Genomic DNA, 23,174 nt, shown 5'->3' on the forward strand with positions numbered 1-23,174 from the left:
CTGCCTCCTTTCACATCTTTTTGCGTGAAAGCCACAAACCCATTAGGAACGATGCAAAGATGAGCACCATTGCATTTAGCAGCATATCTCTTCCCATCGGGTCAACGATGTAGTAATAATAAGAGTTATCTTTGTTGTATCTGAGATTAATGCCTACAAATAAAGCAAGGAACAATATAGGCGTGAAGTTAGCTACACGTATCTCTAGCAATCGGTTTCTTTCCTGCTCTCCCGCTCTTCTTGCCTTGCGCATATCGGTTAGAAGCTCTTTTAAGCTATCTGTTATAGGAGCTCCCTCAACAAGCGCCACCCGCAAAATATGAACGAAATAATCCGCCCACAAATGGCCGAGTGAAACGGAGAGCAGCCTCAGGCTTGCTTCATCATCGCCTCGAACCGATAAATTACGATACAGCTGTTCAAAAACAAGCTGCATCGGTCCGAGCAGCCTTCTCTCCTCCACCGTGCGCTGCAGCGCAACCCTGACATGCCGCTCACCTGTTACGAGATAACATTGATAAAATAGCTCCACCGCAGGTAAAAAATCCATTTGCGTCTGCATTCTGCGGTGTACCAGCAGTGCTCGTAATATTGTATAAGGGAAAAACCCTAGCAACGCGCCGAACAACAAGGTTCCTTTGACGCTTTGAAAAAATATGCCACCAGAAGCAATCCCCGCAAGCAACAGCAATCCTGATACACAAGCAAAGGAAGCAGGCGTTATTTTCAATCGGAGCGTCTCGAGCAGTTCATTCAAATGATCATGCAGCCAGCTATATCGTCTGAACCCTTCAGCCAGCTTCTTGCGCCAACCGTTATTTGCCCGGTAAGCGAGCTTGCTTCTGAGCTGCTGCTCAGTCGACCACAGCTTGAACAGGTGATACAACGCGATAAACATTAAGCAAAATAATAAGGATGCCGCTGCTGCTGTGGAAAGTTTATTCATCGTTGAGTCCCCCTGTGATTAGCCTGCTAGCCGACCTCACAGTTGGCTCCATTGGAAACTGCCAATCATTTCGCGACTCATCAAATCTTACCCAGTCTCTAACGATTGTCTGCCCATTCTCCCAGCACAGCTCCCCTATCCGACTAACGACTCGCCGTCCACCCAAGTAACTCATTTCAATGCCGATTTCGGTTACATACTGTGTAATTCGTTTTGCGAGCCGTTCAGCGTTCATGCCTCTTCCATCGAGCATACACATATCGGTTATCGCCTCTGGCACATCCTCCAGCCTGTTCGCATGAACGGTCGTCATGCTTCCGGTATGTCCACGCGTGCAGGCACGGACATAAATATTCGCATCCATGTCGCGAATTTCGGCATGGATGATGCGCTGCGGCGACTGCCTGAGCGCGAGCTTAAAAGCTTGATCCGAGCGATGATAGGAATCCTCTTCATCGGTCATATATTCCACAACGTTTTTATTTGGAAAATCACGCCCCAGCATCATCTCAAATCGACTCTCAATCGTAATGATTCGTTCTTCATCAGGCAGCTCAGCAATTAAAGCTTTCATTAAATTGGTTTTTCCTGAGTTCGTTGGTCCAATAATGACCATATTGAATCGTGCAGCTAAGATGGCTTTAAGCAAGCTCTCTACTCGCGCATTAATCGTCTGGTATTCCTGTTTACTTAATGTCTCAAGGCTGAAGCTTCGTACCGTGTAGAATCGAATCGTTAAGGTCGGGTTTGCCGTGAAGCCAAAACCTGTCATCGTAACACGCGATCCATCTCGCAGCATCACCTCTGCCCACCGTTTACGCGGATTGATGCGGTCATTATTGTAGAGCACTAAATTTTGCTGGATGCGCTCCACCTCTCGAATGTCGTTAAAGCGGTAGCCTGAAGCATTTGTAACCCCATTCTTTACCGTAAAAACCCTCTCGCCAACGACTTGTATTTCCTCCAAGCCTTCCTTGTCAGCAAGCACCAGCTCCAAAACATTCAATCCTATCACTTCCGCAAATAACGCCTCTGCGAGCGATTGAAACGAATGCTGTATATTAGCGGCTCCATGTATTCGAAGCCTAATTAATCGATCCGTGATAACCGCAAGAATTTGCTCACGCTCCTGCGTATAGCCAAGCACTGCACGATTCAAGGTCTCGCTGTATTGCCTGCGCTCTTCCTCGCCAAGCCCGTGCGGGGCGCTTAAATAAGTTCGAATATCATCGGCAAGCTTGCCCATTTCCTCTTGTGCGTCCGATGGCAAATAGAAACCAACTGCATCATGCTCACGTTTTTCTTTCTCCGATTGCATTTGAGCTGCGAATTGGGAAGGCGAAAATCGATTTTGCCCCGCTGTCACGAACTCGTACCATTGCGATGCGCTAACAGTTTGCGATACCAAGGCTGTACTGCAACAGAAGTGCTCATACTGCGTATATTATGCCTCTTCATCATCGCTTTGGCGGGCTCCTGCATAACCTGCTTGCCCTCCGTATCAACCTTCAGCCACTGTGCATACGTTCCACTATCCAACTGACTAAAAACTGGCTCGCTTAATTGAAGCTGGCCAAGTGCCTTTGTTCCCAGCTCTTTGCAAATATGCTTCATCTGATAACCTCCGTTTCTCCATGGACCGTTGATAATGACCGAATCGTATTGTTCAGGCGTGACTTCAAATAAGGGCGATACTTGACCTATCCAGCGTCTTCCATCCTCTTGAAAATGCGATAATGCAGGAGTTGTAACGAGTATGCGCGAGCCCGCTCTACGGATAGAGCAAATAGTCGCTGCGTTGTCCCAATAGGCACCCACATCCAAAATGACAAATGCAAAAGTTTGTTCCGCAATCGAAAGCAAATGCTCCGCTTCTTCTGGGGTGAAATATTCAGCTTGATCTCTCATGAGATTACCGAACAGCACCTGCAAATTCGGCTGACCTGGCACAGGATATACAGCCCTGCGAAGCTTCTCCGGCGTCAACGTATAGGAACGAAGCTCTGGACGAAGCTTATCCAGCGTTACAAGTGGCTCGTCTACACCGATATACCGATGAATCTTCGCGCTTTTGAGATTAAGGCATAAGTAGCCGATTGGCTTGCCGCATGCTTCCGCCATACGATATGCGGTTGCAAACGCCGCGGTTGTCGTTCCGATATTGGGAGTCGTGCCAATAAATACTGCAAGAGGCGCTGGCGTTCCATTCACAATTACTCAGCCTCCTCTCCAGCAACCAAATCAAGCGATGTCGGACTATAAGCGACAACTAGCTTCAAAGAGCCTCCCTTGCATAAGCTGTCGAGCTTAAGCCACTGTTCCTCCGACAAATTTAAATTCAAATAATCAATCATTCCGTTAGCTTCCCGCCTAGACGCATACATTTGCTCTTTATTTCCCTCAGCCAGCGAAAATAAATTCGGGTTCTCAATATTATCTATTTCGACGTTGCCAGATGTCTTGACCGAGGCTACAGTAACTGCCTCAGAGAAAATCCTCATCGAGGGAGACGCATCACCTGAAGCGTATAGAAGCACCTTATCACCTGCTCTGATCCCATTCGAAATCGAGCGTATATACTCCTTCGGAATTTGAAATGTCGACTCGCTTCTTCTAGGCTGCAAATAATAATCGTCGACCTTCCAGATCAAGAGCGGCTCCCCTTTGCCAAGGGGGATCATCGTTTCCTTCCCAGCAGCCTGCTCCAGCTTCAATACCATGTCGGAGACATAAGCAGATTGCGGAACCAATTTGTACTCTAAATCACTTTCCTTAAGCCGCTCGCCAGCCCCAATAAATCGTTTGGGTACGAGAACAGCTACCGTCTCCTCCCCCTGGATTTGAATTCTTTGCAGCTCATACATGCCATACACGAGGCTTGCCGACAACACCGCAGCTGTTAAACTAATGATTGCATTTCGTCTCTTTTTCATCCCCATTCCTCTCTGAGCACAAAAAAAGAACGCAGCAGCAGCCAACTAAGGCGTACTACGTGCGTTCTTCGCATAATAAAGCTCATATATAGGTTTGCAATAAGTAATTGAGTTCATAATAGCAAATTGAACTTTCATTTGTCTATCATTATTTTTCCAAGTTCAACAACATTCAGTAAAAGTCGACAAAAAAAAGCCATTCAGCAGAAGGGAAATCCCCTTCCTATGCCAAATAGCCCTCTCACTCATTAAAAATCAATTAATCCAACGCTGATTAACAAAGCATCATCAACTTTACGCATCGTTTCGTCATCCAAATGCGTAATCTTATCCGTTAATCTTTGCTTGTCGATCGTCCGAATTTGTTCAAGCAATACGACAGAATCACGATCAAACCCATGGGCGGCGGCATCCATTTCAACATGGGTAGGCAGCTTTGCCTTTTGAATTTGAGCTGTGATTGCAGCCACAATTACCGTTGGACTAAAACGGTTTCCAATATCATTTTGAATGACCAAGACGGGGCGAACACCACCCTGTTCCGATCCGACGACAGGCGATAAATCCGCAAAAAAGACATCTCCACGTTTTACAATCAACCTCTACACCCCGCTAACGAGACGGCCTAACGTATGATCTGCTTCTTCCTCCGCTTGAAAAGCTTCCGAGGCCATGTTCAGGTTTATTTTCGCCATTTCCATATACCCGCGCTGCATGGATTCTCGAATTTGACGTTTTTTGCGCTCCACCAAATACAGCTTCATGGCTTGCCGAATAAATTCGCTGCGGTTGGAGTTTTCCTTGGCTACAATCCCGTCAACCTCCTCCAGCAAGTGATCTGGCAGGCTAATCATGATTCTTTTGGTATTTTGTACATTGGCCACCGAACTCGCACCCCCAAAACTTTTCCATAACCTTAATACACATTATGACAATATATTGCCGTCGCTATACTTCAACATATCTATGATAGCCGTATATCAAATATGCTGTATGTTTTCATGTATAGCCATTATAGATGATCTGCCTTACTACATTCGAGATATTTGGCGAAAATCCTCTTCATTTACGAAAAATTGTAAGATGAAACAATTACCAATTCGAATGATGTCTAAGTTAGGGGGTTTTGCACAGCTATTATTTGGTTACCTCTGACATATACGCGAGGTACTCGTGTAGCAAGCATGCAGATTAATTCATAATTTAACGTTCCTAGCTGCTCAGCTACTTCCTCCACTGTAATAGCCTCATTGCCCTGGCGTCCAATGAGCACAACCTCTTCACCTGACTCAATTGGCAACGCTCCCGCATCAGAAGCTGCATCAAGCGCTATCATACATTGATCCATACATATCGTACCTCGGATTGGTACTTTTACACCTCGTACAAGTCCGTGGGCTTTACCCGTTAGCATGCGACTAAAGCCGTCTGCATATCCAATCGGAAGTGTTCCGATGATTTCTTCGCTTTTTGAAAAATAACGAGTGCCATAGCTGATTCCCCAGCCGGCAGGTACTTTTTTGACCATAACCACTTCTGTTTTCAGCGTCAAGACCGGCTTCAGCTCCACTCGCTGCTGATTAACTTCTTCAGAAGGATAAAGACCAAACATACTAATTCCTAATCGCAGCATACCGTCCGCAAATTGCGGAGTGTCAATGCCTGCAGCGCTGTTTGCCGCATGAATAATCGGTATAGGCAATCCATTCTGCCGGACATAATCTGCCACTTCTCGAAATCGCTCGTACTGCATGATCGTATAGCTCTTATCCGCTTCATCCGCACGCGCATAATGCGTAAACAATCCTTCAACTTCAACTTGTGGTATCTGCAACGCCTTTTCAATAAAAGAAATCGCAGCGTCTTTCCCGATTATGCCGAGCCGTCCCATTCCGGAATCGATCTTGATGTGAACTTTAAGCTTTCGTCCACTTATGTCAGGCGGCAGCTTTGCAGCTGCTTCCATAATGTCATCCCTGAACAGGCTTATTGTAATATCATTGCTTCTAGCGACAGACAAGGCATCCGCAGCCACGAATCCAAGTACAAGAATCGGGGTTAGGATGCCTGCCTTGCGCAATTGCAATGCTTCATCAAGAAAAGCGACTCCTAAATAGTCCACGCCAAAGCGTTCTGCTTCCCTTGCTATTTCTACCGCGCCATGTCCGTAAGCGTTAGCCTTAACGGAGGCCATTAGCTTGCAGTCCTGTGGCATGGCATTGCGAAAAGCTTGTAAATTATGTCGTAATGCATCAAGTGATAATTCAACCCTAGTCGGGCGATAAAACGAATCCAAGTCTTTCACCTTCTCCTCATCTTTCAGCCACAACAGTCCGAGCAGCAAACATCAATAGCAATAATGTTAAACCTTGCTGCTAAGACTGTCAATGAAACGAACCTCGGAATTGGCTAGTACGTCTTGGAAATTCGCTCTTTTCCCCGCTTTATTTCCCGATTTCTCCCTGTACCGACTGTGCGACCTTAAGCATTTCGGACTCAGGCAGATTTGCACTGGTCAGCCGGAACTGATGACCCTCGTAAGTCCAGGTGAGCGTCTGTTGTTCATCACCGCTGAGCTGACCCCACGTAAAGCCTAGATCGACCATCACCCCATCTACTAAGGAGGCTGCTTGATCTTTTGGCTCCGTCTGAATCAACGTGTAGCTATAATCGCCAGTGTAACGAAGCATCAGACCAGGATTACCGCCAAATTTAATATCAACTAATTCCGGCTCGCCCACACCATCTGGAATGTACGAAGGTTCCATTGCTGTGAAATTAGTGGCTTCAGGAGTAGTACCCGTTGCAGCTCCATCGCCTTCATTTTCCGCAGCATTGCCGCTATTATTCGTTTGATTATTACCGTCTACTGCACTGTCAGTTCCTGGCTTATTCCCGTCTTTGTCCACTTTATTTCCTGGGGTTCCTGCTTCTACTTCAGTATTCGTATTTCCCTTGTTGCCGGGTTGCTCCGGCGTAGTCATCGTTGGCTCTTCCGTCGCTTGATTAGTAGGAGCAGCATTCATGTTTGCTTCTGTCTCAAATACAGCTTTATCAAATTTTGGACCAAAATCAAATTTGTCAAATTTCACTTCGACCATTACCGTTGCATTCGTATCGCTGACCTCAACCTGAACCGGCTTGTAGTCTGCTTTATTAAGCCAAATTTTTTGACGAGACAATGAACCATTGTTGTAGTTAGCCATGACATCAAACACGTAAGCATCTTGATCGATTACAAATTGCCGCGAGTTATCAACTAGGATGCTTTGAATGAGCGTTTGATATAAATATACTTGCCCTTGGTTTTGCGGCCAATCGCTTTGGAAGCGGAATACTTTATTCAGCTTCGGTGTGAGAACGAATACGCCGTCGTCATTGCGAAGCACGATTTGTGTAATGTCCTTCTCTTCATTTGTCAGCTTGATCCGATAAAATTGCGGCTTTTGATAGGAAACCTCCACCTTGTATTCGAGTGGCTGCTGTCCCGTTCGCAGCGTCATCGTCCCGCTTCCTTGATAGCTCTCCATACTGTTTACTACCTTGTCGAGCTCCTTAACCACGGACTCGGCGTCCTTCGTTCCGCAAGCCGCTAATGCTAATGAAAAAATTAATAATATTGCCGCGGTCCATGTCATGCGACGCATGTAATCATCCCCTCTGCACATTGTTTTTTACTGGCTGATAACATGTCTATGAGGGGACTTGACCAATTATGCGGACTAGTTTGACAAGCAGGGGCTTGGATCAAAATATATGGCTATATCAGCTCAATTTGACTCGCTAGTTTAGTGAGCACAACCCGCTTAGCAGCAGCATCTCGGCATCTAAGCGCATAAATACACCTAGTCCGCCAACTACTTTTCAAAACTGCTCAAATAGATGCACTTCTGCACCTATATACTTCATTTCCATCATATTTGTTGTAAACAGGTGCACATCTGCGCTTATTTACAATCCACGATCGGTTCACTCACACTCTAAGCACATTACCAACACTCTGCCTATACAATTTACATACGGTCCAATCGCACTCCTTGCACACTTCACAAATGTACGCTCTCTCACGTAACCGGCTGCCATTCACAACTAATTTCATGAATGTAAAACTGGCTAGTTTAGTGAGCACACACCTGTTAGCAGCAGCATCGTAACATCTAAGTGCATAAATACACCTAATCCGCCAACTACTTTTCAAAACTGCTCAAATAGATGCACTTGTGCACCTATTTACGTCATTTCAATCTCATTTATTAAAAACAAGTGCACTTCTGCTCTTATTTACACTCCACGATCGGTTCACGCACACTCTAATCACACTACCAACACACTCTGCCTATACAATTCACATACAGTCCAATCACACTCCTTACTCACTTCACAAAAGCACGCCCACACATCCAGTCGCCACACCCTACAAGATCCAAGGATTCAAAACTAACTAGTTTAGTGAACACACTCCGATTAGCAACAGCATCGCGGTATCTAAGCGTCTAAGTGCATAAATACACTTATTCCACCAACCACTTTTCAAAACTGCTCAAATAGATGCACTTGTGCACGTATTTACGTCATTTCCATCTCATTTATTAAAAACAAGTGCAAATCTGCTCTTATTTACACTCCACGATCGGTTCACGCACACCACAGTACCAACACTCTACCTACACTATCCATTTACAGCCCAATAGCACTTCTTACACACTTCACAAATGTACGTTCTCTCACGTAACCAGCCGTTATTCCCAACAAATTTCAAGAATGTAAAACTGGCTAGTTTAGTGAGCATACACCTGTTAGCAGCAGCATCGCGACATCTTCATTTCCAGCACATTTATTAAAAACAAGTGCACTTCTGCGCTTATTTATACTCCACGATCGGTTCACGCACACTCAAATCACACTACCAACACTCTACCTACACTATTCACATACAGTCCAATCGCACTCCTTACACACTTACAAATGCACCCCCCACACATCCAGTCGCCACTCCTTACAGATGCCAAGAATATAAAATTAGTTAGTTTAGTGAGCACACTCCGATTAGTAGCAGCATTTAAGCGCATAAATACACTTATTCCACCAGCTACTTTTCAAAACTGCTCAAATAGATGCACTTGTGCACCTATTCTCGTCATTTCCAGATCATATATTAAAAACAAGTGCACTTCTGCGCTTATTTACACTCCACAATTGGTTCACGCACACTCTAATCACACCACCTTAACAATTCGTATACAGTCCATTCGCACTCCAACACGCTTTTCGAAAGCGTATTTAGACAGCTAAAGTATAGTAGAGGGGTTCCAGGGGTTCCAGGGGTTCCAGAGGTTCCAGAGGTTCCAGAGGTTCCAGAGGTTCCAGAGGTTCCAGAGGTTCCAGAGGTTCCAAGGATTCCAGGGGTTTCGAAGGTTCCGGTTTTTTGGGGGTTTCGGGGTTTCGGGGTTTCGGGGTTTCGGGGTTTCGGGGTTTCGGGGTTTCGGGGTTTCGGGGTTTCGGGGTTTCGGGGTTTCGGGGTTTCGGGGTTTCGGGGTTTCGGGGTGCCAGAATGTCATCCAATGGGTCGAGCGGCGTTTGATTGCCCGCTACCTGCTTAAGCAAGCAGCCATGGATCAGAATAGAAAAATAGCGATACAGGAATAACTCCCTATATCGCTATTTTTAAAAATTCAAAGCGAACCGACTATTTCTAGGACAGCTCATTCAAAATGTAGAGAAATCCACAAGTCCTCTAAAAACTTTAAATCTATTGTAAATAGCCGAACAATCTGCTCAATACAATCGCCGCTTCCGCTCTAGTCAGCTCTTTGTTGGCTTTGAGCGTTTGATCCGGCATGCCTTTCAACAAGCCTGCTTGGATACAAATAGCCAGCGCATTTCTGGACCAAGCGGCTGCTTGATCTTCGTCTTTAAAGCTCGCTAAAATGGCTTCTTCAGATGTCGCAAGAGTCGGCAGCTTACCTTTCATTTGCAGCACGCGCGTGATAATGACAGCCATTTCCTCACGGGTAAGGGAACGGTCGGGCTCAAATCGATTGCCTCCAGTTCCTTGCAGCAATCCCGATTCCGATGCAGCCGATATCACATTGTTGTACCACTTGTCCCCACGCACATCTTCAAACGATTGAGAAGTGCTTGCTTGGAGATTGAATCCCCGAGTGAACATAGCCGCGATTTCAGCGCGAGTAATGGACGCATTAGGGTTAAACTTGTTCTCTGATACACCTGTTAGAATGCCTTTGGCTGCAAGAGCTTCAATTTCTTTTCTAGCCCAATGACTGGCTGTATCCTGGAAAGTCACTTTAGTTCCCGCTCCCGGATCTGTGCCTGTGCCTGGACCAGTGCCCGCTCCCGGATTTGTACCTGTTCCAGGATTCGTCCCTGTCCCTGGATCTGTCCCTGGATCTATACCCGGTCCGCTATTGTCCGCCTGCACTTGCACCGTAGCGATCGCTTTAAGCGTCGTACCCGCAACCGTGCCTTCTACCTGAAAAGTACCAGTTTGCGCATAATTGGAAGCTTTGATCGCATTCCAGACGACCAAAAGATCTTTAACCGATTTGTCACTGTAAACAACTCTCACAGTCTGAGGCAGCACTGGCGCCTTTCCAACCGTAGAGGTCACTGACACTGCCTGCAAGCTTACAATAGTGATGACATGAGTCTCCAGCTCACTCACAGCCTTCTCCAAAGCTGTCCTCGCCGATTCAATCATTTCTATTGTTGCTTCAGCATTGCTGCTTACTTCGATAGCGCTTTGCAGAGTCGCGGCAACAGTCGCCCATGTCACAGACGTATACTCTGCTTCTTTAAGCGCTTGTGCATCTTTAATTGCTTGCAGCAGGAGCTCCTTGGCATAATCAACGCCCGTATTTTTGATGTAGAAATCGTCCAATATAAAAGCATAATCGGAAGTCGCGATACCTGCGCCTTTGGCAATCATTTTAAACACGACCTGATAGTCGTCTTCGGCTCCAGTGGTGAAGGTTTGGCTATAGCGGATGTAGCCATCCTCTACCTTAATCCCCGAATTAGGCTTGTTTTGCAGCGTTTCCTTCAACACCGCAGTGCCGGTCGAACGAGACAACACGCTGACCTCGTAGGTAACCCCATTTTCCATCGTATAAACAAAGCCAAGCTCATACGTCTTATTCGCTTTTAATTTAATGTCGGACTCATTTGATTTGATCAGTCTGCCCATGTCAGTTTCATTCAGCTTTAATGAATTCTGACCATTCAATACCCAAGTCATGACAGGACCGATTTTTTGGTCAGCTGCCTGAACAATCGGATTGTTATCATGCGGGTTGCTCTGATCCGATGCTATATGAATCATTCGACTGCCGCCTCCATACTCGAAAGGCCCCCAGCCCTCATACACATTCTCAAAATCTTCCTTCACGACATAACCAGCTTGTTCAGCACCGCTTCCCGACGTCAGATGCTTCCAAATTCGGACATCATCGAATAGCACAGTGCCAGCTCCAGCATCTGCGATTAACTTGATTGTTGCCGTTGTCGTGCCTTCTGGCACCTTAAATTTCACATTCATTCTCTGCCAAGTTGTGTCCACATATTTAAATGAACTTTGATGTGAACCGTCCAAGCCTGTTACATAATTGCTGTACGTTTTGCCGTTCATGGTTACCTGTAAAGAGGATTTTCTTCCTTTAACGGTTTGAGTCCATACACCAACCGTATACTCTCCTCCCGGAATCAATCCAGTGATTTGCTGAGACAACTCACCAGCACGGCTTCCAATTTCCGCATAGCGGTTCCAGTTGGACCTTACCATTTCTTTTGTCGTGTCGTATCCAACATCGCCTTGAACGACCTTAATGGAAGCATTGGCCGTATCATTAACAGACCATGATCCTTCAACATTAAATTTCTCTGAATTGAAAGCAAAATCCTTAATCAGGCTGCCTTCTCCCCATTCACCCGCAGAAGGAATCAGGTTTAAAGCATCTGCTGTTGCAGGGTATAGAACATATTGCGTATTTTTGCTTGCCTTCGCAATCGTTAGCGATCCATCCACCGCAGCAATCGTATCTACAAGCACCTTGCCTTGCTGCGTTAATTCATACATGTTAAACGATGCAACGTCTTTAAAATCATTTGTCAGTTGCCAAGTCGTCGTATTACCGGTCGTATTCCAGTGGTACAATTTAGCTCCTTCGTTTATTCCTAGAGGCTGGTTGGTCTTCACATCCCACAGCCAAGGGATCAAGGAGTCTGCTTCGCTCGTATGACGCTCGACTGTGTCCGTCGTTGTTCCGGTATCTTTCCAAGAAGAGATGACTTTTCCGTCTTTGGAGAGCTCAATCTTGTTGCTTGCTTTGTTTCGTTTGGATACAACATTTTGTTCAAAAGTCACTTGATCCGTCTCATATTTCATGACGCCATAATGCTGCATAAATTTTGTCGGAAGCACTTCATTGAAAAACACGGTTACACCCTGTTGAATATCTGGCTTCGAATCCCCCCAAGTCGCTACGACCGGGATTTTCTGGCCTTTAAACAGCGCGTTGCCGACGAAAATATCGAGGTCATTTTTAACCAATCGGTAAAGAATGCTTTTGTTCCCTTGGTTCGGATAACCCAAATCCGTTCCCCAATGGACAAATACCGATCCTGGCTCAATCGGCCCCGCAAATTCGGTTCCTACTTTCAACCCCAAGCCATTTGCATATTGCAGCAATTTATAAGCGTTGTAATCGTTGCCTGTGTATACATCGATATAATAAAAATCCAAAGCAGGGTCATTCGGGTTTGCTGGATCTTTGGTGAGATTGTACAAGTTTGTAAATCGTGACTTCAGATCACCGCTCAAAACATCCTTTGTCTGATCTACATAATAGCTCGTATCGATCCAATCCCAACCTTTTGCTAGCCGATCCTGTTTATATCCGTTTGGCGTAGCGCCTGTCAGATTGGAATAGTTCAGCTCGTTTGCATCAAGATGGTATTCTGTGGCGTTTAAATGAACGCCGACGCGAAGGTTATATTTGGCCCCTTCGTCAATCAAGTAGTTAAAATCGGCTAATCCGCCCTGTCTCACCCCAATGTTGGAGTAAGAAGGAATATCATCGTCATGCCCTTCCGCCTGATAACCTTTTTCCAAAATCATTTGTCCAAAGCCGTCGGAATAATTGTACAGCACTTTACCAGTGTCCAAAGCGTTCAGGAACGGATCATTTGCCTGACTAGCGAAGTTGAACGCAATGTACATCATATTGTTTTTCATGTCTTCGGCGCCGAACGGCTGCACGTATATTTCTTTACGATAAGCCACAGCCGCATCCTGCCAGTCTACCTTCCCATCGGAATTGCGATCCTCGGTAAGAACAACGTTATACCACGGCAGTGCTTCCTTTTCATTGCTCTGGGTATGACGATAAGTCCACGATCCTGGTTTTACGGTAAGCTTATTTACAAGGGACTTTTTCTCGGCGTTAACGAGTATCTTATTTCCGCCGCTCATTACGTTATTTTCCATAGACGCGCCCAGTCCTTCTGCGCTCACCATCGTCATCGTTGTGCCGAATGAACCGGTTTGATTCATTTTGGACATGTCGTCAACCAGCTCTTCCGAAATCCCGTGCCACTTGCCGTCAGACTTGTTCCAAGCGTACGTCGCGCCTTTCATAGAGCTATCCACATAGAAGAGTGAACTATTCAACTCGAGAGATCTGACAACAAAATCACTTTTTTCTTGAATTTCGCTCACTTCGAATCGAACAACGTTATTTTCTTTTGCTTCTATGAAAGCCTTAATCACCACGCCAATTTCGTCAAAAGCCATCGTATAGGCATATTTGCTTTCGCCAACCTTTTCCGAAACCGTCTGAGCTGTATACTCCGTATTGTTAATTTGCAATGTATTTGTTTGCTCGTCTGCTGCTTTCATCGTCTTATTGCCGACCTGATAAGAAAAAATACTCGGAAAACCCTTATTCAGCGTCACAGTCAAATCGTCTTTGGTGATCGAATCAAGCTCCGCCGCAAGCTGAAGCCTTGGCATGGATTCCTGTTCAACCACTTTGAGATTGGCAATCGTCATTTCTTTGGCGCTATACCAGGAACGCACTCCAAATTTCCCAGCCCCTGAGGTCACCGTATTATCCGTAACCGCGCCCATATCCGTCCTGTTGCCATCAGCATCAGTAATAGCGAAAGTAACTGTGTTGCCGATCAGATTCAATTCGATTTTATACACAGTATCCGCCGCCATGGAATACGCAGTAGGGAAGTTGGAATCGTTGCCGTTTGCAGAAAGCTTCCAAGTTCCATTGATGTCATGAACGATAGATACGTAGCGGTTATCGTCATATCCTCTCAAAATAAATCCATAGCGCCCTCCGTCTGTCCCAGCGCCTACACTCGTCTTGAAATCAAAGGTTACTTTCTGATCGACAACGTCTGGACTGTTATTATCGGTAACGAGAGATACGCCGGGCAGCCTTAATTTAACGCTGCCTTCGCCGCTTTCCAGCACGGCCGGACTGCTCGAATCCATCGCGCTCCAGTTAGGCGTAGTGAAGTCAGGCTCATATATTCTAATTTCTTCTGCGGTCATCGCATCCATCTCAACTTGCATCACTTCATTTCCGGAATTATAAATTCCAAACGCTCCCGGTGTGAAGTTTTTCGTTTGGACAGTGCCCACCAAAATGCCATTCACATAAAGATTCAACTCATTTTCGATCAACCTTACCCGCAAAATAAAATCTTTGCCAGGTACAATTTCAACGCTGTCTCCGATAGCTATTTTTTCTCCACCGTTAGGTTGATACATCCATTTGCCTTGACCTTCGTAATAAATGGCTGCATTGCCGATTTTAACTCCTGCGGACGAAGCATTTGTCTTCATCTTGACCTGGTATACGCCGTTTTTCACAGGTACGATATCTTCATTTATCGCAACCGATCCCGAAGCGATACTGCCCTTCAAATAACCATCGACGACTTGACTGCCGCCGAGTCCTGTCCAGTTCATGCTTGAAGCTGTCTCATAATATTGTTCATAATACATCTTGCTTGCGACAGGGGAAGTATCCATTTGGATAAATTCCTCCGTGAACAAAATGTTGTCCACATACAAGTCGCCTTGCCCGTATACTCCGAATGAACCTTCTCCGAATTGTTGTCCGGACGGTAAATTCGCAGTCAACTTAGCTCCGTTTATACTTAGTGTGACCGAAGAGTCGCTATATTGTATTCCGACCTTATTCCAACTCATAACTAATGGACTCGATGAAATAGCGTCACTTGCTACAAAAGGAATAGTGCTGCCATCCTTCTCCAAAATCCAGTGGTCATTCGCAAATTTCACCAAAGAGCTGCTGCCTATAGCAAAACCAATCGCATCAGTCGTAGGTTTTACATCCAGCATATAGGTTGCGCTCTGTAGGAGTGGCGCATCGTTATTCAATACCGTGCCCGTGATACCGGACAACTTCAAAAAGCGATTGCTGCCTTCTTTGATGATGGATGAAGAGCCGCTGCTCCACCCTCCCGTAATGCCATCCTGAAAGTTGTTGCTGTATTGCACCAATTCCTTTGGAGTAATCATTTGATTCGTATACTGCAGGTTGTCGATATACAGCTCTACTGTGCTTCTGATTCGAAGTCCAAACAAGCCAGCCGCATCGGTAAATTCAGCAAATGTAATATCGCCAACTAGCTTTTTGTTCATATAGACCGTAATTGTTTTTCCATTAAAATTGAACAATAGATTGTTCCATTTCCCCTGAATCGGATAAGGAATATTTAAATTGCTGCCCCAACCGGAGCTGGATTCAGGCAACCAGCGATTTGGATCGACTCCGATTTCGCTAAAGATGCTTGCCGTCTCATTCATTCTGAAGCCAAATGCAAAACCTTGGCCGCTAGAAAGCTTAACAGGATTTACTAGCTTAAAGTCCAATGAAAGCGTACCCGATTGTAGCTGCGGGGAATCCAAATCTGCTCCGCGTTCTTTAGCTCCTTTTTTTAGCGATAATACCTTGTTGCCTGTAATGTCTGTTACCACTTGAGCGTTAAGTCCGGACCAACGCGGTGTGTACGCCGGGTCTTCATAATTTTGTACATAATTAATGATATCTGACGGTTTTTCGATTTGGCCAACGCCTTGAATGTTAATATCCTTCAAAACGACTTGTCCCGTCGCAAAACGTTTATACAAGGCCACCTGACCTATTCCAGCCTTCAAATTCAATAAATTCGTTTCCTTGTTGTAATAGGTAACGCCATCAACGATAACCAATAGCTTGTTTCCGTTATAACCAATCTTGATCCGGTAATCGGTATCCATTTTCAACTCGGGTCCTTCAAAAGATTCCCACGCGCCAGAACCATCTGGGCTTTGAATGACCCAAGTCGTACCCGCATCATAACGAATAGACAATCCTTGGGTAGAATTATAGGCACCGATTACAAACCCGATATTACCTTGCGTCCCGCTGGTGTAACGCAGTGTTGCATCGATTGTGCCGGCGGACAGCCATGGTCCTTTATCCCAAGCAGCAATAGCGATATTTTTTTCTAACGAATTCATTTCTACCGTCAGCCCATTGTTAACCGATGTAGTCCCGTTTCCTTTCATAAAAGTCATTAATTCGGGCTGCATGGACTGATAATTGTTGCTGTAGGAAACGACGCTTTGTCCATCTGGCACATTGCTCGTAATCTCATTCAGAAATACTGTAAAATCGTTTTCCCTCACTGTAACTTCTGCGGAAGCTTTGAGGGGAGTGCCTTGAACGCTGCCTTCTACTTTAAAAGCTCCAGCCTCAGCATATTGCGAGGGATCAATTTCGTCCCAGCTTACCTGAACTTGTCCAACGGATTCATCGCTAAATACAGCTTGTACCTCCAGCGGAAGAATCGGCGAGTTCCCTATTGTTGTGTTCATCTCGATAGAGGGAATGCTCGCGATCGTTTTTACCTCAACGACTTCCTCTGCAAAGGATACCGCACTTGGCCATACAGCCAGCTGACTCAAAATAGCAAAACAAATCATCCAAACATACAATTTGAAAACCGTGCTTTTTTTCCTCTTAATCATCTTTCACCCATCCTCCATGGTAATCTGATCCTAATTGGATTTTATTAGCATAGAACAGATGAAAGCGCTTAAGAATGATCATTTTTGTTAGAAGTCTGATCTTTTTTGAAAAAAGTCTGTATGGGGTGGGGCGGGTGCTATGGTGTTACCCGCTCAGTTGCATCTAGGTGCAAAGTTAATCGTAATGGCTTTATTTAGGTACATAGTTAACCTCAATAGCTTGATCTAGGTGCCAGCTAACCGTAATAGCTTCATTTAGATGCATAGTTAACCTCAATTGCTTGATCTAGGTGCACAGCTAACCGTAATGACTTAAATTAGGTGCAGAGCTAACTGTAATAGCTTCATTTAGGTACATAGTTAACCTCAATTGCTTGATCTAGGTGTATTTCTGCACCTATTCCGCCAGCTACCTCTCAAATCCGCTCAACTAGATGCACTTGTGCACCTATTTGTGTTATTTCCATCAAATTTGATAATAATAAGTGCACTTCTGCGCTTATTTGCACTTTACGATCGGTCACGCACACTACAATCACACTACATGCACAAACCATATAAACACTCTAATTACACTACCTACACAACTCACATATAAATCCTTGCACATATCACAAACGCATACTCTCACTCCAAATACACTTAAAATATGCACACTGCTGCGCACCCATTTATCACTATCTACAAAAGCGAAGAACAAAAATCAGGATAACTAAGTGAGAACCCCAGTTAGCAGCAGTAACTTTATCTAAGTGCATAAATGCACCTATTCCGCCAGCTACCTTACAAATCCGCTCAACTAGATGCACTTTTGCACCTCTTTGCATCATTTCCATCAAATTTGATAGAAACTAGTGCACTTTTGCGCTTATTTACACTTCACATCCGGTCACGCACACTACAATCACACAACATGCGTAAACCACTTATACTCTCAATGCACATAACCTACACAAATCACATACTGTTAGTTTAATAGCACTCCTTGTACACTTAACAATCATCCAATCGGACACCTTGCACGCTCTACAAACGCATAACCCAACACCCAATACACTAAACAAACGCACATTCCCTCATAGTCCAGTATCTACTCTCAACAAAAACAGTCGAGAGTACATGCTGATTAGTTAAGTGAGCACCCCGGTTCATATCAGCAGGCTCATCTAAGAGCATAAATACACCTATTCCGACAACTACTTTTCCAAATCACTCAAATAGATGCACTTGTGCACCTATTTGAGTAAATTCCACCTTATCTATTGAAAATAGATGCACTCCTGCGCTTATTCAAACTTTACGCGCGGTACATGCATACTTCACTCACATTACGTGCACAATCCAAATTCACACCCCACACACACTACATTCACAATCCATCTACACCATTTCAATCCCGCTTTACCTACACAAATCGCATGCAATTAAACCACACTCCACTTACATACAATTTGCATGCAATCCAGTAACACTCCAGATACTTACAAGTCACACACTCCACAAATGAACACATTCACACATATTCAGCCGTCATTTCTAATTCCTCTCTTACTCTTACTCTTACTCTTACTCTTACTCCTAGTCCTAGTCCTACTTCTACGTCCACTTCCGTTCCCTAAAAAAAAGGATTAAAAGCCGAGCGTATTAGCTCATAGCTGACAATACGAATGCCTTTTCCAGATACAACTGGACGCAGTTTGCCAACGTCACACAGTCTTTTCAAATATTTGACTGCCGTGCGGCGATTAATATGAAACTCCTTCATCACATCGGCTGGGCGAATGTTCTTGTTCGACCTAAACGCATAATGCAATAACTCACGCTCCAGGCGTGTCATGTTTTGCTCTTGCGTGTGAGTCACCAAATAAGGAGCCAGCAGCGACTGCAGCAAAGACACAATAAGCTGCGGCTTTTCCTCCAACTCGTCATAAGGTATGGACACGACGCGGTATCCAAGCACTTGCAGAAATGTCTCCCGATTTAATTCCCGTCGGTATCGAATTCGATCGGTATTCTGAACATGAGGTCCATAACCCTTTATTTCGAAAGCGAACCTCGTCGCTCCCCGCTGCCAAACTAAATCAATATAAAAAGGGTTCCCACGCCAATCCACGACTTCATACTCCGGATGTAAATGATCAAAACTACCCATCATCGGCCACCAAACTTGCTTCAAAAACAAACGTTCACCATGCCCATGTCCACGCTGAAGCCTGCTCTTGTGCTCTCCCTTACTTGCACGCAAATGTTTTTTCAACCATTTCTCATGTTCTTCAGCAAATTCCATCTCTCATCCTCCTCAAAATGAAAAAACGTCCTTGGCTCCTCTTGAACAGAGGAAAACCAGGGACGTTCTACGTCACACTTTTTTATTCAACTTTTTATAAGATGTCATACTATGACGTTCGACGTCACACTTTTTTTATTTACCTTTTTATAAGATGTCAGCCTATGACGTTCTACGTCACAACTATCTTATTCAACTTTTCAAATACGTCAGCCTATGACGTTCTACGTCACACTTTTTTTATTTAACTTTTTATAAGATGTCATACTATGACGTTCTACGTCAAAACTATTTTATTCATCTTTTTATAATATGTCATACTATGACGTTCTACGTCACAACTATCTTATTCAACTTTTAAAAGACATCAGCCTATGACGCTAATGCTACATCTTAAGCTGTTTCCTTTTTTCACACTCTCTCTCTAACTTGTTACATTCGTGCCAATAAAGCAGCTGCCTCTGCACGAGTCAATGTCGCGAGCGGCTTGAAGCTCCCGTCCTTATAGCCAGTAATAATACCGGAATCTATTATTGCGCCCACCAGCCCAAGGTTTGATGCTTGTATGGATGATTTGTCAGAAATCTTAGCTAAGCCATCCGTTTTTTCGATCAACTTTAGAGCTTTTGCTGTCCATACCGCTACCTCTTCTCTTGTAATCGGCTGTTCAGGCTTGAAGCGATTTCCATATTTTGAAGCATCAATCCAGCCTCGTGTTACAGCCGATTCAATAAAAGGCCTAGACCAGCGCGTGCTCGGGACGTCAAGAAATGACAGGTTTTCTGCTTTAACAGAAACTTTCAATTTCTTCGCAAGCATAGCTAGAAACTGCTCCCTCGTTACCTGAGCTGCAGGACGGTATGTTCCATCTGGAAAACCGTCAACAACGCCAGCTGCTGCAAGTTCCTCAACAGCTCCTTTTGCCCAGTGCAGCTTCAAATCAGAAAATAAAAGTCCAGAAGTATGTTTAACCTTAATATCAGAGAAGGTTAATTCAGCTGCTGAATCGATAACCGCGACTTGAAAGTTGTTGCTAATTCTACTTACTGCCGTCTTCTCTCCAGCGATAGGGAGCTCCCACTTCAACTTGCCTGCTAAATTATACGATGCAAGAGAATGACGTCCTCTACTAGCGTAAGTATTATCAGATAAAGTAAGAAGCCATTCATTCTGCTGCTGATTGATGCTATTGGTGGATTCGGGATAATTTTTCACATTAATAAAACGGATAAGCTMTTCTCCCTCGGTCACGCCAATATTCTCGCCAGGTTTAAATATAACGAGCTTATTTTCGCTTAAAAATGGTCCTGTATAGGCATATACTTTCAAATTTTTCTTCCATTTCGATTTGCCTTCTTTATCTATTGCTTCTACAGTACCTTGTGAGCTGCCCGTAACAATGGTCCCATCCTGAAGAAGCAACGGTTTATAAAATGTATTATCTGACACACCGAGCTCATACTTCCAACGAATGCTGCCAGATGAAGCATTAATAGCGTAAAGTGTGCCATGTCTACGAATTTGTACAATACCTGAAGGAATAGCCGAACTCTCACCAACCGCTTCTTCTGCCGTAGTAATAATATATAACGTGTCTCCTATATCGTTTAAAGTTGGCTCAAAATGTGTGATTTCTCCACTCAACGATATCAGCCACAGCCGACTATCCGATACATTTGATGCTTCAAGATGACTGGTGACGCTGCGTTTGTTGCCATCCCTTACAATACTATTATTTGTGAATCCTGTATATCTATTACCGGAACGATCCCAGCCAATCATAGTATTGCGCTGATTAGCTGCCACCATATTATGAAGAACCTGCTTGCCGCTGCTTGGATCAAATGCTGTAAGCAAACCGCTATTCGTTCCTATAAATAGCCGTCCATCCGGTCCAATTGCAGGCCTCGCCCATACCTGCTCCTTCAAATCGTATTGCCACTGTAGCTTTCCTTCCAAGCTGACAGCTGCTACCTTCCCTTGACTGCTAAGTGCATAAACCGTACCATCATCCGAGATGAGGGGAGCCTGGTATACCTCATTAATACTGCTATTCAGTGTAGGCAGTGACACCCCCCAATTTTTCACAAGCTGAGCGCTATAGGTAACCCCAGGCTCATTCATATAAGCTCGCTCGTTTACCTTAATTTTCATTGTCGTCTTTAAATGCAAATATTCAGCGCTCACCTCGACTTCACCAGCTCCGACCGTATGAAGGCCCTGTTTATCAAAATAAGCAATTTTTTCATTGCTGCTGCGATAAACGATGCCTTGCGGATTGGTTTGCTCCTTGCCATCTGCCCACTTCACAGTTACAAATAGCGAGTATGTACTTTTTGATTCAATGTACGGAAAGAGGTTCCCAAACGTGATGGAAACCGCATCGTCCTTGTTTGAGGCTTGTTTAATTTCAAACGCGATTACCCGGCCGCTCTCTGTTCCAACATAGATCGTATTGGTATCCCTATACGTTAAATAAATGGGGGAATTTGTGTTGTACTCTGTTAGCTTCGTTGATTTCAAATCCGACAAAACAACTTTGTTATATCCATTTATTACATTCATTCCATTGTCTAACCAAACAACCGAACTAGCATAAAGGCCGCTCTTTATAGAGGATTGCAATTCCCCTCTTTGATTTATCCGAAGCAAGCGATTTTTAAAATATTCACTTTGCTCGGTTTTCTCAACCTTCGTCTTGTCATAACCAATCAATGAGCTGTAGAAAAGAAGGGAACCATCCTTATCCAGCTGCATTGCCGTTCCGTTTTCCAATACATTAGTATCTTGGTCGATTTGCAGCTTCCATATCAATTTTCCTTGCGTATCAAATTTAGTAATGACAGCATCTCTCGTAACAATATAAGCGTTTTGTTGATCATCAAAAACAACAGGAGCGTATGACCTTGCGCTTAGCGAGTAACTTTTTTTCACAGCTCCCTCGCTGATCACTTTAATCTCACCTGGACTTCTGTCCTGACTAAGCTGTGAACTACCCGATTGATCTCCTTTTTTCGAAGCCTCTAAATATACGATTAAATTGCCTTGCTTGTCCGTCATTGGGGTATTATAAGATGATCCATACATATTGACTTTCCAGCGCGATGAGCCGCTAGCATTTAATTCCTCAGCATAAGATATCCATTCGGAGCTTAGCTTGCCCTCAACAAATTTGGTATCTATTTTATAAGATGTAATAAAAACCTTATCCTCTAAAGTGTCTGCGTACTTTACCAAACTTGTTATATTGGTCCGTTCCAATGCTTTCGTACCATCCATACGCATGGCAAGCAGCAGGTCCCTTGATCTCACTTGAATATAGATTAAGCCGTTACGTTGAACGACAACCTTTTGAAAGCTTGAATAGGTTGTTTCATACTCCCATTTTTTCACACCATCTTTATTGAATGCATATAAATTCCCTCTTGAGCCGACATAAAGGGTCCCGTCTGCTCCTATTTCGAGCTGACCTTCTCTTTCTGAAGAAGTCACATCCATAGGACTAACATCAGCAGTCCACAGTTGCTTGCCAGCAGGACTAAAGGCATAAACCTTCCCTTGCTGAGATAGGATGTACACCGTACCGTCCTCACCGATGACCGGATTCGCAGCTACGCCTCCCTTGATGCTTTCGCTCCATCGCTCTGCTAAATAGGAAGCAGCAGGTTTAGCCTCATTCGCTTGGACAGAGGACGAAGCGCCTATGCTTGGAAGGAGCAGTGTAAAAACGATTAGCAAGCAAGTTCCGATTTTATAATAAAACCATCTGTTCATGTTGGTCCCAACTCCCATTTATACTAATTATTATCTCTCAAATCTAAATTTATAATAGTAGATTGGTTGAATAGAGTAAAGGAATTTAGCAGCCTCTCTCGCTCGAGTAGGCGGGAAAGTGGTAAACAATAACCGACTAAGTCCTTATTCAAGATTCCCAGC

General features: G+C 44.5%; 11 protein-coding genes. All 11 read right to left on the reverse strand.

From position 1 onward, the window contains the following. Nucleotides 1–10 precede the first annotated feature (10 nt). Nucleotides 11–946 (reverse strand): type II secretion system F family protein, encoded by a 936-nt coding sequence (locus tag AC1DM9_RS20140; RefSeq protein ID WP_477551195.1) that lies wholly within the window; start codon nt 944–946, stop codon nt 11–13. Further along, a complete protein-coding gene (locus AC1DM9_RS20145; protein ID WP_477581826.1) occupies nt 939–2,354 on the reverse strand; it encodes an ATPase, T2SS/T4P/T4SS family in 1,416 nt (471 codons plus the stop codon). Before AC1DM9_RS20145 ends, AC1DM9_RS20140 begins: the two co-directional genes overlap by 8 nt. Next, nucleotides 2,309–3,157, reverse strand: coding sequence for a CpaE/TadZ family protein (locus tag AC1DM9_RS20150; RefSeq protein ID WP_441876960.1), 849 nt, complete (start codon nt 3,155–3,157; stop codon nt 2,309–2,311). Before AC1DM9_RS20150 ends, AC1DM9_RS20145 begins: the two co-directional genes overlap by 46 nt. Before the next feature lie 2 nt (nt 3,158–3,159). Next, the gene (locus AC1DM9_RS20155) at nt 3,160–3,879 is read right to left on the reverse strand and encodes a CpaB family protein (protein WP_441876963.1); all 720 of its coding nucleotides are present in this window, start codon (nt 3,877–3,879) and stop codon (nt 3,160–3,162) included. 248 nt (nt 3,880–4,127) lie between these two features. Next, a complete protein-coding gene (locus AC1DM9_RS20160; protein ID WP_028609438.1) occupies nt 4,128–4,478 on the reverse strand; it encodes a type II toxin-antitoxin system PemK/MazF family toxin in 351 nt (116 codons plus the stop codon). 3 nt (nt 4,479–4,481) lie between these two features. Then, nucleotides 4,482–4,763 carry a CopG family ribbon-helix-helix protein gene (locus tag AC1DM9_RS20165; RefSeq protein ID WP_028609437.1) on the reverse strand — a complete coding sequence of 94 codons (282 nt, stop codon included), beginning with the start codon at nt 4,761–4,763 and terminating at the stop codon, nt 4,482–4,484. Nucleotides 4,764–4,990: 227 nt separating this feature from the next. Then, nucleotides 4,991–6,175, reverse strand: a complete 1,185-nt coding sequence (gene alr, locus AC1DM9_RS20170) for an alanine racemase (RefSeq protein ID WP_441877571.1) — start codon at nt 6,173–6,175, stop codon at nt 4,991–4,993. Between the two features lie 148 nt (nt 6,176–6,323). Beyond that, a complete protein-coding gene (locus tag AC1DM9_RS20175; RefSeq protein ID WP_477581829.1) occupies nt 6,324–7,526 on the reverse strand; it encodes an outer membrane lipoprotein-sorting protein in 1,203 nt (400 codons plus the stop codon). A gap of 2,102 nt (nt 7,527–9,628) precedes the next feature. Further along, nucleotides 9,629–16,951, reverse strand: coding sequence for an endo-alpha-N-acetylgalactosaminidase family protein (locus AC1DM9_RS20180; RefSeq protein ID WP_477581831.1), 7,323 nt, complete (start codon nt 16,949–16,951; stop codon nt 9,629–9,631). Nucleotides 16,952–18,566: 1,615 nt separating this feature from the next. Then, nucleotides 18,567–19,238: a hypothetical protein gene (locus tag AC1DM9_RS20185; protein WP_477581833.1), complete on the reverse strand. Its 672-nt coding sequence runs from the start codon at nt 19,236–19,238 to the stop codon at nt 18,567–18,569. 432 nt (nt 19,239–19,670) lie between these two features. Beyond that, nucleotides 19,671–23,012 (reverse strand): outer membrane protein assembly factor BamB family protein, encoded by a 3,342-nt coding sequence (locus tag AC1DM9_RS20190; RefSeq protein WP_477581835.1) that lies wholly within the window; start codon nt 23,010–23,012, stop codon nt 19,671–19,673. Nucleotides 23,013–23,174 lie beyond the last annotated feature (162 nt).

Source organism: Paenibacillus sp. 01T431, from assembly GCF_056398625.1.